General features: G+C 47.9%; 12 protein-coding genes. 5 read left to right on the plus strand and 7 right to left on the minus strand.

Going from position 1 to position 14,989, the window contains the following annotated elements; genetic code table 11:
- Window positions 1–139: 139 nt before the first annotated feature.
- Complete coding sequence (locus QZT80_RS13130) at window positions 140–1,795, minus strand: CTP synthase (RefSeq protein WP_295122463.1); 1,656 nt, start codon at window positions 1,793–1,795, stop codon at window positions 140–142.
- Between the two features lie 291 nt (window positions 1,796–2,086).
- On the opposite strand from QZT80_RS13130, the gene QZT80_RS13135 reads away from it, so the two are divergent.
- On the plus strand, window positions 2,087–2,608 hold the full coding sequence (locus tag QZT80_RS13135; RefSeq protein ID WP_295122465.1) for an acyl-CoA thioesterase: 522 nt from the start codon (window positions 2,087–2,089) through the stop codon (window positions 2,606–2,608).
- A 79-nt stretch (window positions 2,609–2,687) separates the two neighbouring features.
- Here QZT80_RS13135 and QZT80_RS13140 read toward each other — a convergent pair whose 3' ends face one another.
- The 4 genes from QZT80_RS13140 to QZT80_RS13155 form a co-directional block, all read right to left on the minus strand.
- Window positions 2,688–3,329 carry an HD domain-containing protein gene (locus QZT80_RS13140; protein WP_295122466.1) on the minus strand — a complete coding sequence of 214 codons (642 nt, stop codon included), beginning with the start codon at window positions 3,327–3,329 and terminating at the stop codon, window positions 2,688–2,690.
- A gap of 77 nt (window positions 3,330–3,406) precedes the next feature.
- Window positions 3,407–4,000: a bifunctional precorrin-2 dehydrogenase/sirohydrochlorin ferrochelatase gene (locus QZT80_RS13145; RefSeq protein WP_295122468.1), complete on the minus strand. Its 594-nt coding sequence runs from the start codon at window positions 3,998–4,000 to the stop codon at window positions 3,407–3,409.
- Window positions 4,000–4,776: a uroporphyrinogen-III C-methyltransferase gene (gene cobA / locus QZT80_RS13150; RefSeq protein ID WP_295122470.1), complete on the minus strand. Its 777-nt coding sequence runs from the start codon at window positions 4,774–4,776 to the stop codon at window positions 4,000–4,002. The genes QZT80_RS13145 and cobA overlap by 1 nt, the downstream gene beginning before the upstream one ends.
- 28 nt (window positions 4,777–4,804) lie before the next feature.
- On the minus strand, window positions 4,805–6,925 hold the full coding sequence (locus tag QZT80_RS13155) for a nitrite reductase (protein WP_295122472.1): 2,121 nt from the start codon (window positions 6,923–6,925) through the stop codon (window positions 4,805–4,807).
- Window positions 6,926–7,359: 434 nt separating this feature from the next.
- Here QZT80_RS13155 and hxpB point away from each other — a divergent pair, with 434 nt between their 5' ends.
- Window positions 7,360–8,016 (plus strand): hexitol phosphatase HxpB, encoded by a 657-nt coding sequence (gene hxpB, locus QZT80_RS13160; protein ID WP_295122474.1) that lies wholly within the window; start codon window positions 7,360–7,362, stop codon window positions 8,014–8,016.
- Between the two features lie 57 nt (window positions 8,017–8,073).
- Here hxpB and QZT80_RS13165 read toward each other — a convergent pair whose 3' ends face one another.
- Together QZT80_RS13165 and rpsA are read right to left on the minus strand one after the other, a co-directional pair.
- Complete coding sequence (locus QZT80_RS13165; protein ID WP_295122476.1) at window positions 8,074–8,637, minus strand: cupin domain-containing protein; 564 nt, start codon at window positions 8,635–8,637, stop codon at window positions 8,074–8,076.
- Window positions 8,638–8,804: 167 nt separating this feature from the next.
- The gene (rpsA, locus tag QZT80_RS13170) at window positions 8,805–10,700 is read right to left on the minus strand and encodes a 30S ribosomal protein S1 (RefSeq protein WP_295122478.1); all 1,896 of its coding nucleotides are present in this window, start codon (window positions 10,698–10,700) and stop codon (window positions 8,805–8,807) included.
- A 285-nt stretch (window positions 10,701–10,985) separates the two neighbouring features.
- Between rpsA and QZT80_RS13175 the strand changes: the two genes are divergently transcribed.
- The 3 genes from QZT80_RS13175 (at window position 10,986) to QZT80_RS13185 (ending at window position 14,882) form a co-directional block, all read left to right on the plus strand.
- Window positions 10,986–11,891 carry a rhomboid family intramembrane serine protease gene (locus QZT80_RS13175; protein ID WP_295122480.1) on the plus strand — a complete coding sequence of 302 codons (906 nt, stop codon included), beginning with the start codon at window positions 10,986–10,988 and terminating at the stop codon, window positions 11,889–11,891.
- A gap of 102 nt (window positions 11,892–11,993) precedes the next feature.
- Window positions 11,994–13,271 carry a patatin-like phospholipase family protein gene (locus tag QZT80_RS13180; protein ID WP_295122482.1) on the plus strand — a complete coding sequence of 426 codons (1,278 nt, stop codon included), beginning with the start codon at window positions 11,994–11,996 and terminating at the stop codon, window positions 13,269–13,271.
- A 384-nt stretch (window positions 13,272–13,655) separates the two neighbouring features.
- A complete protein-coding gene (locus tag QZT80_RS13185; RefSeq protein WP_295122484.1) occupies window positions 13,656–14,882 on the plus strand; it encodes a 4-hydroxy-3-methylbut-2-enyl diphosphate reductase in 1,227 nt (408 codons plus the stop codon).
- The last annotated feature ends 107 nt before the right edge of the window (window positions 14,883–14,989 follow it).

Genomic DNA, 14,989 nt, shown 5'->3' on the forward strand with positions numbered 1-14,989 from the left:
GGAAAAAAGGACTATTTAAGATGATTTAACTTTTTAGCTGAAAAAATTTCTTATCTACCTAATTATCAACCATTTATTCATTAAACAAAAAGGGAGAAAAGATAGACTCTTTTCTCCCCTAAACTATAAAATTGAAGTATTAACCGTGATGTACGATTTTTTCCTCGATGATGATCGCCTTTTCGTTCCTGATTTCGGCAGTTTGTTTGGCTGCGCGGATAAAGCCTACGAAGATAGGTGCCGGAGCTTCAACGGTGCTTTTCAGTTCCGGATGGAACTGGCAGCCTACGAAGAAGGGATGGCCAGGAATCTCGATCATTTCTACCAGTCCGCTTTCCGGGTTGCGGCCAGAAAGCAGCAAACCGTTTTCTTCGAACTGGCTGATGAAGTCGTTATTGAATTCGTAACGGTGACGGTGACGTTCGGTAATCGCAGTTGATCCATAGATCTCGGCTGCTTTTGAACCTTCTTTCAGGTCGCAGGCGTAAGCACCCAGGCGCATCGTACCGCCTTTCGCAGTTACTTTCTTCTGCTCTTCCATCAGGTTCACTACCGGGAACGGGGTTTCCGGGTTCATTTCCACGGAATGCGCATCTTTCAGTCCTACCACGTTACGTGCGTATTCTACCACAGCCATTTGCATACCTAAACAGATACCGAAGAACGGCAGCTGGTTTTCGCGGGCATACTGGATAGCGGTGATTTTACCCTCGATACCCCTGTGACCGAAACCGGGAGCCACCAGCAAACCATCGAGGTTTTTCAGTTTTTCCGCTACGTTATCGGCAGTAATATGCTCAGAGTGAATATTTTGTACAATTACTTTACACTCATTCATAGCACCTGCGTGGATAAATGACTCCAGGATAGATTTATAGGCATCCTGTAGCTCCACGTATTTACCAATGAGGCCAATAGTAACTTTTGATTTCGGGTATTTCAGTTTGTCGAGGAACTCGCGCCATTTAACCATCTCCGGTTCTTTTTCAATCGGCAGATGCAGACGCTGGAGTACTGTAATATCAAGCTTCTCGCGCATCATTTCGAGTGGAACTTCGTAAATGGTGCTTACGTCGTTCATTTCGATAACCGCTTCGATCTTCACGTTACAGAACAGGGCGATCTTCTTTTTAAGGTCGCGGTACATCGGCTCCTCCGTACGGCAAACGATAATGTCGGCATGTACGCCATATTCGCTGAGCAATCTTACAGAGTGCTGTGTAGGCTTGGTTTTCAATTCCTTAGCTGCGCGCAGGTAAGGAATGAGGGTAAGGTGGATAACCAGGCAATCTTCTTCACCCAGCTCCCACTGCAACTGACGAACCGCCTCTATATAAGGCAGCGACTCGATATCGCCCACAGTGCCACCCAACTCGGTGATGATGATATCGAATTTATTGTCTTTACCCAGCATCAGGATCCGGCGTTTGATCTCGTCGGTGATGTGAGGGATAACCTGTACTGTTTTACCCAGGTAGGCACCTTCGCGCTCTTTATTGATAACGGTCTGGTAAATACGGCCGGTGGTAACGTTATTAGCCTGGGAAGTAGGCGTGTTCAGGAAACGCTCGTAGTGACCCAGATCCAGGTCGGTTTCCGCGCCATCTTCGGTTACATAACATTCCCCATGTTCGTAGGGGTTGAGTGTTCCCGGATCCACGTTGATATATGGATCAAATTTCTGAATTGTCACTTTTAAACCACGCGCCTGCAAGAGCTTTGCCAGCGAAGCAGCTAAAATTCCTTTACCCAATGAGGAAGTAACACCTCCCGTAACGAAGATATATTTTGCCATAAAAATGATGTTCGAAAAAAAATACTTGACCTAAAGAGGAAGCCCGGACTGTTTGGTGTTGGTGTCAAGTACATTTACTTCCGCAGGTCATGCAAAGTTACATAAATTTGGTGCTCAGCCAAGCGGGTTTTTCATAAAGGTGTTGAAACACATTTCCAAATCAGCCACCATGGCCACTTTAAACCGACTCATTTGTTAATAACTAATATAAAGTGTTTTTACAGGGATGCTCCCCCTGCGGGAATTTCCATTTCATTAACGTAATTTCGCGTCCGAAATATATACCACACAATGACGCTTTCGCCCAAAACCGCACAGCAATCGATTATCCAGATGACAGAACTGGTTCTTCCGAACGATACCAACACTTTTGGTAACCTTATGGGAGGCCGTTTAATGTACTGGATGGATATTGCCGCAGCGCTCTCCTGCATGAAACATTGCGCTGCCCCGGTGGTGACTGCCTCTGTAGACAATATTTCCTTTGAAAACCCCATTAAACTGGGCAATGTTGTGCATATCGAAGCCAAAGTGAGCCGTGCGTTCAATACTTCGATGGAAGTACATATGAAAGTTTGGGGTGAAGACCCTGTACAGCAGTATCGCTACAAGTCAAACGAGGCCTTTATGACCTTCGTGGCGCTTGATCCCAACGGCAACTCCCGCCCTGTTCCCCCTGTAGTACCCGAAACCGAAGACGAAAAGAAACTGTTCGATGGCGCTCTCCGCCGCCGCCAGTTACGCCTTATCCTGAGTGGGAAAATGAAGCCGGCAGATGCTGCCGAACTCAGGGCCCTGTTTATGGAGGCATAAAAGCGCCCGGTTTTATCCCGATGTTGAAGCGAGCGTGGCAACGGCGGCCTAATGGCTGTTCCCATGCTAAGTTCAATATCTATTCTTTCCCCTCCCACTCTTTGTAAAACCTGTCGAGGAATTGCTCCATGAACTGGTGCCGCTCTTCCGCCAGTGATTTACCTGTGTCCGTATTCATACGGTCTTTCAGTAACAACAGCTTTTCATAGAAATGGTTGATGGTAGGGGCTGAACTGTGTTTATATTCCTCCCTGGTCATATTCAGGTTGGGGGCTATAGTTGGATCATGGAGTGCGCGATTCTTGAAACCGCCGTAGTTAAAGGCCCTGGCAATACCAATAGCGCCCAAAGCGTCCAACCGGTCGGCATCCTGCACGGCTGATAACTCTGGCGATGTGAAGCCCGCCGCCTGGTGCCCACCTTTGAAAGAAATATAACGGATAATGTTTTCAACATGATCGATTACCGGGGCATCGACCTGCAGCGAGGTTAAAAAAGCCCTTGCCTTCGCAGGGCCCACTTCTTCATCGCCATTATGGAACTTGGAGTCGGCAATATCATGCAGCAAAGCGCCCAACTCTACAACAAATAAGTTCGCCCCCTCTTTTTGGGCGATATGTTTGGCCAGCTGCCACACGCGGTATATATGCCACCAATCGTGTCCTCCCTCTGCCATAGCCAGTTCCTGCTTTACGTAAGCAACCGTTTTTTCGATAACCATGACGGCAAATTAAAACAAAAAAGCCGTCCCGGATAACCGGGAACGGCCTTAACTAAACCTTTAAGCGAATATTTTTATCAGGAAGAGGATTCCTTTTCTTTGACCAGTACGGAAGTAATGCGATTAAGCTCTTTCACCTTTTCGTTAAAATCACCTTTCAGCTTTTCGCGCAGGAAATGCAGCTTTTGCAGCACATCTTCCAGCGCATCCGGCAAGGCTTCCTGGAATACTTCCTTCAGTCTTTTGGCGATGGTGGGCGATTTGCCATTGGTAGAAATAGCGATCTTTAAATTACCTTTCTGTACAATGGAACCAAGGTAAAAATCACAGAGGTCCGGTGTATCGGCTACGTTGATCAGTACTTTAGCAGCTTTCGCTTTTTCCCAGATGCAGTGATTCAGTTCGCGATCGTTCGTGGCGGCTATCACAAGGTCTTTACCGAAAATATCGCCGCAGGAAAAGGCTTTTTGTACCAATTCCACATCAGGATAACCTTTCACCAGCTTTTCCAGTTCGTCGGAAAACCAGGTGGCCACTACGGTAATACGCGCACGGGGACTGTTATGGAGCATTGCACTCACTTTTTCGTGACCGATGTTGCCACCGCCCACTACCAGTACCTGCAATTGGTCCAGCTTAAAAAACACCGGGAATAAATGATTTTCTTCCATTATACTGCCAATTTATAATCTTCCGCCAGCTTGGTCTGCAGCGCATGGAACGCCTCATGGAACCTCACTACTTCGCCTATCACGATGATAGCCGGGTTGGTGAGTTGATTCTCCCACGCGATCTTCGGCAAATCGGCTGCAGTACCTACTCCGATTTTCTGCGTAGGCAGTGTGCCATTCTGGATAATGGCCGCCGGTACAGCCCCAAAGCCCTGGGCTTCGTAAATACCCGCGATCTGTTCCAGTTTCTTCATACCCATCAAAATCACCACCGTTGTATTCGCCTGGATGGCGTACTCAAGGTCGCGGCTCAGTTTACCGTCCTGCGTGCTGCCGGTAATTACCCAGAAACCTTCGCTTACATTGCGGGCGGTAACTGGTATATTGTTGATACCGGGTACGGAAATAGCACTGCTGATACCGGGAATTACTTCCGTTTTAATATCATATTGCTGTGCATAGGCAATTTCCTCGGAGCCGCGGCCAAACACAAAGGAGTCGCCCCCTTTTAGCCGAACTACGTTACCGAAAGTTAGTGCATATTTTACAATCATCTTGTTGATTTCGGCCTGTGTATACACATGCATACCTGCACGCTTACCAACAAAGCGTTTAAGACAGGTGGGGGAAGCGTGTTCCAGCAGTTCGTTATTGGAAAGAGCATCGTAAAGGATAACTCTTGCCTGCTGAATGGCTTTCAGTCCTTTCACTGTAATCAGTTCCGGATCACCGGGTCCGGCACCCACAAGGGTCAATTTGGGCTGAGTTGGTAACATGTTGGTCGTTTTACAGGTTGATAATTGATTATACGCTTGCTTCTACAGTGGCTTCCGTTTTCGTCTGCCGGTACTGTTGTACCTCTTTGTAAAATGTTTGTGCCTGCGCAAAGTATTGTTTAGCGAAACTTTCGGTAGGCTCGTGCTGATTGATCTGCAATACCAGGGTCTTAAAGTTCCCGATAGGCAGTTTGCCGGTTTCTACGAAATGTTTATCAAAGTCGTTGATAATACCATGCTGACTGTTGCAGCTCACGTTTTCGTCAAGCAGCAGTGCTTTTGCAGCCTGCACGAAGGATGAATAAGTGTGATAAATACCGTCGGCCCAGGCTTTGGCTTCCAGCGCCTCTGCTGCCCAAACCTGCTTTTCTTCTGCTTCAAAAAGCAGGGTGGCAATCAGGTCGATCACTACGCCCGCACACTCCCCTACACCAATTGCTGTAGCAAATGTTTGTGCCTGTCCCCAGTCTACAAAATCTTCATCCCTGATAGACGCGAGGTCGGTCAGTGGTTTCAGCAGGTCATAGAAGTAACGTTCACCCTGGCGGTCGAAGTAATCGTTAAACAGTTCTCCTTCGTTGCCATTGCCTTCGTAATCGTGCAGCAGGCTGCGGAGTACATCCGGACCACGGCGGCTGGGCACCTTAATTACCTTATCGGCTACACGGCCAACGCCGTCGCCAACCAGGCCACCCCCCAGCAATACCTGCAGTGCGGGAAGTACCTTACCGTTCGCCTTCATGGAGCTGCCATGGAAGCCGATATGGGCAAGACCGTGCTGACCGCAGGAGTTCATACATCCGCTTATTTTTATTTTAATATCGTTATTATAAATCAGGTCGGGGAATTCGTTGGCGATCACTTCTTCCAATGCGCCGGCAATACCCGTGCTGCTGGAAATACCCAGATTACAGGTATCAGTACCGGGGCAGGCGGTGATATCAGCAATAGAATCGAAACCAGGAGCGGCCACGCTATTTTCATCCAGTACGGCGAAAACGTATGGCAGGTGTTCCGGCCTTACGAACTTCAGCAACAGGCCCTGGTTAACGGTAACGCGTACGTCGTCGGCAATCACGGGGCGCAGTTGTTCTATCAGCTTACGGGAAGTAGCCGAACTGATGTCGCCCAGTGGGATACGGATGTAGGCACCAAAGAAGCCACCTTGTTTTTGTTCGAAAGTATTGGTCCGTTTCCAGGCTTCATACTTTTTAGGATCGGCGATAGTATAAGCAGGCACCGCGTTATCGGCAGCAGCAGGCAGTGTTTCGGGCCAGGCATCAGCATCTACCGGAACGGCTTTCAGCTTCACTGCTTTATATTCTTCTTTTACCAGGCGATCAAATTCTTCAAAGCCAATTTTCTGGATCAGGAATTTCAAACGAGCCTTGTTACGGCTGGTCCTTTCACCATGGCGGTCGAACACACGCAGTACACTTTCGATGTAAGGGATCAGCTGTTCTACTTCCAGGAACTCGAACGCCACTTTGGCGAGCATGGGTTGTGCGCCCAAACCACCGGCCAGCATTACTTTAAATCCCCTGACCTCTTTGCCGTCCACCAGCCTGATTTTGGGTATTACGCCAATATCGTGCATGAAAGAGAAAGCAGTATCCTTATCGCTGGAAGAGAAAGACATTTTAAACTTACGGCCCATATCCTGGCTGATAGGGTTGCGCAGGAAGTAGCGGAAAGCAGCATCGGCGTAAGGAGTAACGTCAAATGGTTCCTCCGGATCGATGCCCGCTTTGTCGGAAGCCGTGATATTACGCACCGTGTTACCGCAGGCTTCGCGGATCGTAATTTCGTCCAGTTCCAGTTTAGCCCACAGTTCCGGTGTACGGTCGAGGCTTACATAATGGATCTGGATATCCTGGCGGGTAGTAAGGTGCAATTTGCTGGTGGCGAACTCGTCGGAGATGTCCGATATACGTTTCCACTGCTGCAAAGTCATTTTACCATAAGGCAGTTTGATGCGCACCATTTGCACACCCGGCTGGCGTTGGCCATATACGCCCCTTGCCAAACGGAGACTACGGAACTTTTCGTCCGGAATTTGTCCTTCGCGGTACAGGCGGATCTTCTGTTCCAGTTCTATGATGTCCCGTTCTACAAGTGGATTTTCCAGTTCTGTTCTGAAGCTTTGCATTTACTGATAATTTTTTTGCGTCAACAATTGATAACCACAACGTTTGGTACCGATGCAACAAAAAACCCCCGTTTGATACCGGAGGTTTCTGTTATAAGAAGCTATTATGTGTGTATTGATCACTAATATTTCAGAAAAACCTCCTCTACTCTGTTGATTTCCAACAGCTACACATCGAATTTACAAAACCAACAATACCCATATTTCCTATCTATTTAGTAGAGTAATACAAAGGTAGCCATGTGAGTGAGAATTCCAAAATTATTTTGGTGATTTGTGAAGAAAATTCAGGGATGGGGGTTGTTAACAGCCCGGGTACTGCCGCTGGGTTGCAAACAGATCTTTTGCCAGCCGGGCCAATGCGGTGTTTTGACAATCCCGTGCCAGTGTTGCGGTAAAAGGGCCGTATATTTGCGGCGCAAAAGCTTGTAATTATGATCAATACGGTGATTTTCGATATGGACGGACTGTTGGTGGATTCTGAACCGCTTTGGGGGTTGGCCATGCGCGAGGTGTTTGAAACGATCGGGGTTGAACTTACGCCCGAGCTGACGCACCGCACAACCGGTTTGCGCACGAAAGAAGTGGTAGACTACTGGCACGACCATTTTAAATGGAATAATAAAAGCACCGAGCAGGTAACTTCTGAAATCATTGAAAGTGTAACGGGTAAGATATTAGCTAAAGGCCGTCCGATGGAAGGTTTGGAGTACATTCTTGCGTTCTTTAAGGAGCGCGGGTTCAAAATGGGCGTGGCCTCTTCGTCCAACATGAGCATTATTCGTTCCGTGTTAGACAATCTGGATATTAACTCCTATTTCCAGACGGTTATTTCCGCGGAGTTCGAGCCTTACGGCAAACCACACCCCGCCGTTTACTTATCCGCCGCCCGCGAATTGGGCAGCAGCCCGCTTCAATGCGTGGCTTTTGAAGATTCCGTAACAGGCATGACGGCAGCCAAAGCCGCCCGCATGAAGGTTGTGGCGGTACCGGAAATACATAACCGCAACGACAAACGTTATGCGTTGGCGGATGTGCAGTTGAATTCTTTGCTGGAGTTTAATGATGACGTGCTGGCCCGACTCCGTTAGCATTATCTATCTTTATAAAGTAGTTTTAGCCCCGCTGCTTCGCAGCGGGGCTAATTATTATTCCAATGTCAGCGGGGGGCCTACTACCTGCATTTCATTGTCGGCAAATGCACGCGCGACTTCTTCCCGGCTGGGCTCGTGATCCATTCCGGCCATGGTGACAAAGAAGTTTTCCAGCTTTCCTGCTGGTTGTAAGATAACCAGCATCCTTCCTTTTGCCGACGCCTGCGTCCAGGCGTGGGGTATTTTACGTGGCAGAAAAATGCTTTCGCCGCTGGCTAGTTTAAATTTCTGATCTCCTACTTTGAATTGGTAACTGCCCTCAAGTACATAAAAAATCTCGTCCTGGGCCGGGTGTACGTGCAATGGCGTGCCTCTGCCCTGAGAAAGAGAGGTTTGTTCAAAAATAGCCAGGTCGCCATCGGTGTCACTGCCAGATATTTTTACATCCAGCACATTTCGATTTACGCCTTTTAGTTGCAGATGGCCATGAATACGGCCTTTACCGACATTTGCTTTAAATGCCTTCGCCCTGTCCAGCAGTCGGGGAATGGCAGCGGTGAGCATTAGAGGAGCGCTGGCAATAGCAGCGAGCGCGGCGAGGAACTTTTGTCGTTTCATACTTTTGGGGGTATTTAGATAGTTAAATATACCACTCCCTTTTTTACTACGAAGCAGACAAGGCTGTTCCTGTTTGTTGTTCGCGCACTGCAAACAGGGAATATAGGCACAAAAAAAATCCCCCGGCCATAGCCAGGGGATTCCTTATTTTTTAACACGTCTTAAGACTACTCAGCTTTCTTTTCTTCGCCGCCTTCAGATTGTTTGAGTTTTTCTCTCAGTTCAGCCAGTGCGCCCAGGTCGCCCAGAGTAGCTTTTTCTACTTTAGACTGGATGGTTTTCACTGCTTTACGGGTTTTGTCAGCATCGGCACGTTTTTCTTTAACAACAGCCTCTTTCTCTTCGATCTTAGTTTGTTCCCAAACTTTAGTGTGAGATACGAGGATGCGTTTTTCGTTACGGTCGAATTCGATGATCATGAAAGTTTTCACGTCTTCTACTGCAACTGGTTTTTCGTCTTCTGTACGCAGGTGACGGGCAGGAGCGTAAGCTTCCAGGCCATATTGCAGCTGAACGGTAGCACCTTTTTCGTCTTTCTTAACGATGGTACCTTCGTGGGTAGAACCGATCGGGAAGATAGTTTCGAAGGTGTTCCATGGATCTTCTTCGATTTGTTTGTGACCGAGGCTCAGTTTGCGGTTATCTTTATCGATACCCAGGATCACCACGTCGATTTCGCTACCAACTTTGGTATACTCGCTCGGGTGGTTGAAACGTTTGATCCAGCTGAGGTCGGAGATGTGGATCATACCACCGATACCAGTTTCCAGTTCTACGAACACGCCATAAGGAGTGATGTTTTTAACAACACCTTTGTGACGGCTTTCGAGCGGGAATTTAGTTTCGATTGTAGACCATGGATCTTCGGTCAGTTGTTTGATGGAGAGGCTCATCTTACGCTCGTCTTTGCTGAGCGTAACTACTACTGCTTCGTACTCTTCGCCCAATTTGAAGAATTCCTTCGCGTTGATCGGAGTAGATGCCCATGAGATCTCTGATACGTGCACCAGACCTTCTACGCCAGGCAGAATTTCCAGGAATGCACCGTAATCTTCGATGTTCACTACCTTTCCTTTTACTTTTGCACCTTCGGTGATGGTTGCAGGCAAAGTATCCCAAGGATGTGGGGTCAATTGCTTGTAACCTAAGCTGATACGTTTCTTCTCGTCGTCGAAGTCCAGTACCACAACGTTGATCTTCTGATCCATCTGCAGTACTTCGCTTGGGTGAGAGATACGACCCCAGCTGATGTCGGTGATGTACAGCAGGCCATCCAGACCACCCAGATCGATGAATGCACCGAAGTCTGTGATGTTCTTGATAGTACCTTCCAGTACCTGACCTTTCTCCAGTTTGGAGATAATGTCCACCCTTTGTTGTTCGATATCGCTTTCGATGAGGGCTTTGTGAGATACAACGGCGTTCTTAATGGCTTCGTTAACCTTAACCACCTTGAATTCCATTGTTTTACCCACGAACTGATCGTAGTCAGTTACAGGTTTAACGTCGATCTGTGAACCTGGTAAGAATGTTTCCATTCCGTACACGTCCACGATCAGGCCGCCTTTGGTTTTGCTGGTAACAGTACCGGTAACCACTTCGCCTGTTTTGTAAACTTCCACGATTTTTTCCCATGCGCGTTGCATACGAGCTTGTTTACGGCTCAGGTGCAGGTTGCCATCGCGGTCTTCTTTTTCAACTACCAATACTTCAACCTCGTCTCCGATTTTGATGCCCTGCAGATCGCGGAACTCGTTAAGGGAGATAAGACCGTCGGATTTGAAGCCGATGTTGATCACTACGTCGGTTTTAGTAACACCTACGATAGTACCGGTCAACAGACCGTTTTCCTCGATTACCTTGAACGTGCTGTCATAGGTAACGTCGTACTTAGCTTTCTCTTCTTTAGAATAAGAAGATACGTTGCGTTTGTCTACGCTCCAATCGAAATCGTCATGGGCAGTTTCAACGGCAACGGCAACAGGAGCGTTTTGTGTCGCAGTTTCAGCCGTAGCTGCCTGTTGTTCTGCGTTTTGTTCGTTAGTAATGTTGTTTTCTGTCAAAATTTGTTTCCTCCTTTTAAAATAAAATGTTTAAGGACGGCAAAGATAAGGATAATATCCCTATTCCAGACATTTTTAAGGAGAAAAATCCGACCCACTATTACATATCTATCCTTATAACAACCAAGGTGTTACAAGACTTCTCCACGCAACAAATCTTGCTGCCCCAACAACGGCCGTTTACACACCAGCCGCCAAAAAACTCTGCATTTTCACAAAATCACAACGCTTTTCTAGGGTAAATGCAATAATTTTAGAGTAGGAAATTCTTTATTATTTTTTTGCATGAACGGCACTTCACTGAAATCGGATGTACGCAACTGGCTTAACCAGGGTAACACTGTTAACCATCTACTTTTATGGAATACAGCAATATTCCTGGTTGTGGGGATATTACGGCTTTTTGCTATGGCCAGCTCCAATGCGGCATCAGCCTCTTTTTTCTTATACGATAACCTTGCCTTACATTCCGACATTCCTACGCTTATCCAAAAGCCATGGGGTTTCATTACCTACATGTTTACTCACCAGGCAGTATTCCACTTCCTCTTTAACATGCTGAACCTGTACTTCTTCGGAAATCTTTTCCGTTCGGACATAGGACAGCGGCGGGTATTGCCGGTATATATTCTTAGCAGCATATTGGGCGGACTACTATTCGTACTGGCCTATAATGTAATACCTGGTCTGGGAGTAGGCGGTACGCTTGTGGGCGCCTCTGCGTCTATTATGTGTTTTATCACCGCTACTGCTATGACGTTGCCCAATATGGAATTGAACATACTGCTGGCCTCCATTCGACTTAAATGGCTGGCCATAGCGATCGTAGTAATAGATATCATTTCCATCCCCGAGGGTAATATAGGTGGTATTATAGCACATATGGGAGGTGCGCTGTTCGGCGTGCTTTACGTTTTGGCGCTTCGTGGCGGATTGGAACCTGCTAAACCGCTTATATGGTTATTCGGGAAATTGAGCAACATCAACACTAAACGTGAGCCCGCCCCTTCCCGCGGCTTTAAAACCTTTAAACCGAAGAAATCGCCGCTAAAGGTGGTAAAACGCTCTGGCGAGGAAAACCGGCAGCAGAAATTAGATATCCTGCTGGATAAAATAAATGAAAGAGGTTACGACAGCCTTAGCAGCGAAGAAAAATCATGGCTAAAAAAATACAGCAACGAGAACAGCTAAGCTTTAATATTCATTTTTAACTCCATTTTAGCTGGCTGCAGGTATATACACCCTGTGTCCGGGACGATATTATTTAATCACCACCCCAAAACCCCAAAGGGTATGAGTAATTTACCACAAGGCGACCAAAGCCTGAATTACCTGTTCAATGACCCCATTGTACAGCATAAAATCGCGCAGCTAAAAGAGGCCGATCTTCATATATCGGACATCGTAGACGATGCCGGCCATCAATACATAGACATTGTACTGGAAGGCGGAGGCACACTGGGCATGGCTTTGCTGGGTTACCTGTACACGCTCGAACAACTGGGCATCCGTTTCCTGTGTATCGGCGGCGCCTCCGCAGGAGCTATCGCCGCTTTGCTGCTGGCTGCCGGCCCTATCGAGGATGCCAAAACGGAATGGATCATCGAAAAAGTAGCCCACAAGGACTTCTATGATTTTGTTGATGGAGATCCCGATTCCCGTAACTTCATCGACAACCTGCTTAAACACCGCCACGACGACCCCGGGGTGTTCGATACCTTACGCCGCGCATGGTATTTCACCTGCATTATCGATAACCTCTCCAGCAACAAAAAAGGACTGAACCCGGGCACGGAATTTCATAACTGGATAAAGGAGATACTGGCGGAACGGGGCATTACCACTTATGGAGAGATGCGGCAAATGCGGATGAAAATGCCGCAGGGACTGCGCAACCGGGCCACTGGCAAACCTTTAGGTGATGAATTTAACGAAGAATATATAGAACTGGGCATTGTAGCGGCCGACATTACCACTGAAACCAGGGTAGTGTTCCCGCGCATGGGCTCCTTGTATTACCCAAACATCGACCAGGCCAACCCGGCCGACTTCGTGCGGGCCTCTATGTCGATTCCCCTGTTCTTCCGTCCTTTCGAAATTCCTAATATCCCCACGCACGAAGGCCAGCAGGACGCCTGGAGAACACGCTGTAATTTTTACGGCACCATCCCGGAAAAGGTATTGTTCGTAGACGGCGGCATACTTTCTAACTTCCCCATCGACATCTTCCACGACTATCATAAAATACCCTCCTCTCCGACTTTCGGTGTTAAAATCGGGTTCGATCGTACCAAATGCAACGATACCCATGGCTTCCTCGACTACATTGGCGCCATCTTCTGGTCGTCGGCCCACAGCCTCGATAACGAGTTCATCCACCGTAACCCGGATTTCAAGCAGCTGGTATCATTTATCGATTACAACATGAAACGATACAGCTGGCTGGATTTTTCGCTGGATGAAGACGAAAAACTGGAACTGTTTAAACGGGGCGTGGAAACGGCCGCCTTCTTTATCAGCAACTTTGACTGGGAAAAGTACAAGCAATCGAGGCAGGTAGTGAACGGGTAAACGGTGTATACACCGCCTGGAGGTAATGACAAGGTATGCTGAAAGTATGGTGAAGCGGAGGGTGAGCGGACGGTGAGCGGACGGTGAGACGTGTTTTAAGCCTGCGGGTGTAATTGCGACAAGGTACCTGTCGCACAATTGACCATATAATCCCACCGTTGAAGGGAGTGACGTTGAGATTTATATCGCTGTGTATACACCGCCTCCATGGGAATAACGGAACCTGCCCAGTGCTGTTACTGTCGCTGAAGGGAGTGACACAACGGCGGCTGATAGCAGTACTATGCCAGCCCCACCCGTCTCCCGGTTAACCGGTTAAAGTAAGCCATGGCGCTTGTGACCGGTAATCGTTATCTTTGTGGCACTGGAAGCTACCGCACAAACATGAAAACATTCAACGTTCCGATTATATACCGCAGCCCGCTGATCAGTGCTATCAAACAGAAGCGCAAGGTGGACGATAAGATGAAGAAAGATTTTACGCCAACGGCCCTGGACTTTGGCCCTGTAAAAATATTACTGGCGCGCCACTTCGGGTTTTGTTACGGCGTGGAAAACGCGATTGAGATCGCTTTCCGTACCGTAGACGAAAATGAGGGTAAACGCATTTTCCTGCTTAGCGAAATGATCCATAACCCCCAGGTGAACAATGATTTACTGTCGCGCGGGGTGCGTTTTATTATGGATACCGGCGGCAAACAACTGATTTCCTGGGAAGAACTGACGCCGGACGATATCGTGATTATCCCGGCCTTTGGCACCACCCTGGAAATTGAAGCCCGCCTAACTTCTATGGGCATTACCCCGCTGCAATACAATACCACCTGCCCTTTCGTGGAAAGAGTATGGAATAAGGCCGACCAGATCGGCAAAAAGGATTACACGGTAATTATACATGGTAAGCCTAAACACGAAGAAACCCGCGCCACGTTTTCGCACAGCCAGTCGGTAACGCCAACCGTGGTGGTAAAAGATATTAAAGAAGCCGAAACGCTGGCCGCCTACATCCGTGGCGAACTGCCGGCCGAAAGCTTTTACGAAAACTTCAAAGGCCAGCACTCACCTGGGTTTGATGTTACCAAAGACCTGCAACGTGTGGGGGTGGTGAACCAAACTACAATGCTGGCGTCAGAAACACAGGCTATCGCGGACTACATCCGCAGCGTAATGCAGCAACATTACGCACTGCCGGACGAACAGGTGCAGGAACGGTTTGCCGATACCCGCGATACGCTCTGTTACGCCACCAACGACAACCAAAGCGCCGTTACCGGTATGCTGGCCGAAGAGGCCGACCTGGCCATTGTTGTGGGCGGATATAACAGCTCCAACACCTCGCACCTGGTGGAACTTTGCGAGGAGAAACTGCCTACTTTCTTTATTTCTTCTGAAGACAAACTGGTATCGCGCAACGAAATCAGCCATTGGGACTTCCATCACAACCAGGAACTGTACTCTACCGGCTTTGTGCCTGAGAAAGAGCAGGTTACGATCATGCTTACCAGCGGCGCCTCCTGTCCCGATGCTATCGTGGAGGCCGTCATCCGGAAACTATTGTCGTTCTGGGAACTGGAGGATGAGGTGGAGAAAATGAGCGCATCTATCAACTAGATATAATAAAAAAGACACCGTCCGGTGTCTTTTTTCTTTGGGGCTAATCAAACGCTAGTAATGCAGAGAAAAATCTTTATTGTAATAACAAACAGTTAATTTTCAAT

The sequence above is a fragment of the uncultured Chitinophaga sp. genome (assembly GCF_902168175.1).
Classification (GTDB): Bacteria; Bacteroidota; Bacteroidia; order Chitinophagales; family Chitinophagaceae; genus Chitinophaga.

What these genes read in the sequence shown, in the direction of transcription:
- QZT80_RS13130 (WP_295122463.1), bottom strand. Translation starts at nt 1,795, where the DNA reads ATGGCAAAATATATCTTCGTTACGGGAGGTGTTACTTCCTCATTGGGT.
- QZT80_RS13135 (WP_295122465.1), top strand. Translation starts at nt 2,087, where the DNA reads ATGACGCTTTCGCCCAAAACCGCACAGCAATCGATTATCCAGATGACA.
- QZT80_RS13140 (WP_295122466.1), bottom strand. Translation starts at nt 3,329, where the DNA reads ATGGTTATCGAAAAAACGGTTGCTTACGTAAAGCAGGAACTGGCTATG.
- QZT80_RS13145 (WP_295122468.1), bottom strand. Translation starts at nt 4,000, where the DNA reads ATGGAAGAAAATCATTTATTCCCGGTGTTTTTTAAGCTGGACCAATTG.
- cobA (WP_295122470.1), bottom strand. Translation starts at nt 4,776, where the DNA reads ATGTTACCAACTCAGCCCAAATTGACCCTTGTGGGTGCCGGACCCGGT.
- QZT80_RS13155 (WP_295122472.1), bottom strand. Translation starts at nt 6,925, where the DNA reads ATGCAAAGCTTCAGAACAGAACTGGAAAATCCACTTGTAGAACGGGAC.
- hxpB (WP_295122474.1), top strand. Translation starts at nt 7,360, where the DNA reads ATGATCAATACGGTGATTTTCGATATGGACGGACTGTTGGTGGATTCT.
- QZT80_RS13165 (WP_295122476.1), bottom strand. Translation starts at nt 8,637, where the DNA reads ATGAAACGACAAAAGTTCCTCGCCGCGCTCGCTGCTATTGCCAGCGCT.
- QZT80_RS13175 (WP_295122480.1), top strand. Translation starts at nt 10,986, where the DNA reads ATGAACGGCACTTCACTGAAATCGGATGTACGCAACTGGCTTAACCAG.
- QZT80_RS13180 (WP_295122482.1), top strand. Translation starts at nt 11,994, where the DNA reads ATGAGTAATTTACCACAAGGCGACCAAAGCCTGAATTACCTGTTCAAT.
- QZT80_RS13185 (WP_295122484.1), top strand. Translation starts at nt 13,656, where the DNA reads ATGAAAACATTCAACGTTCCGATTATATACCGCAGCCCGCTGATCAGT.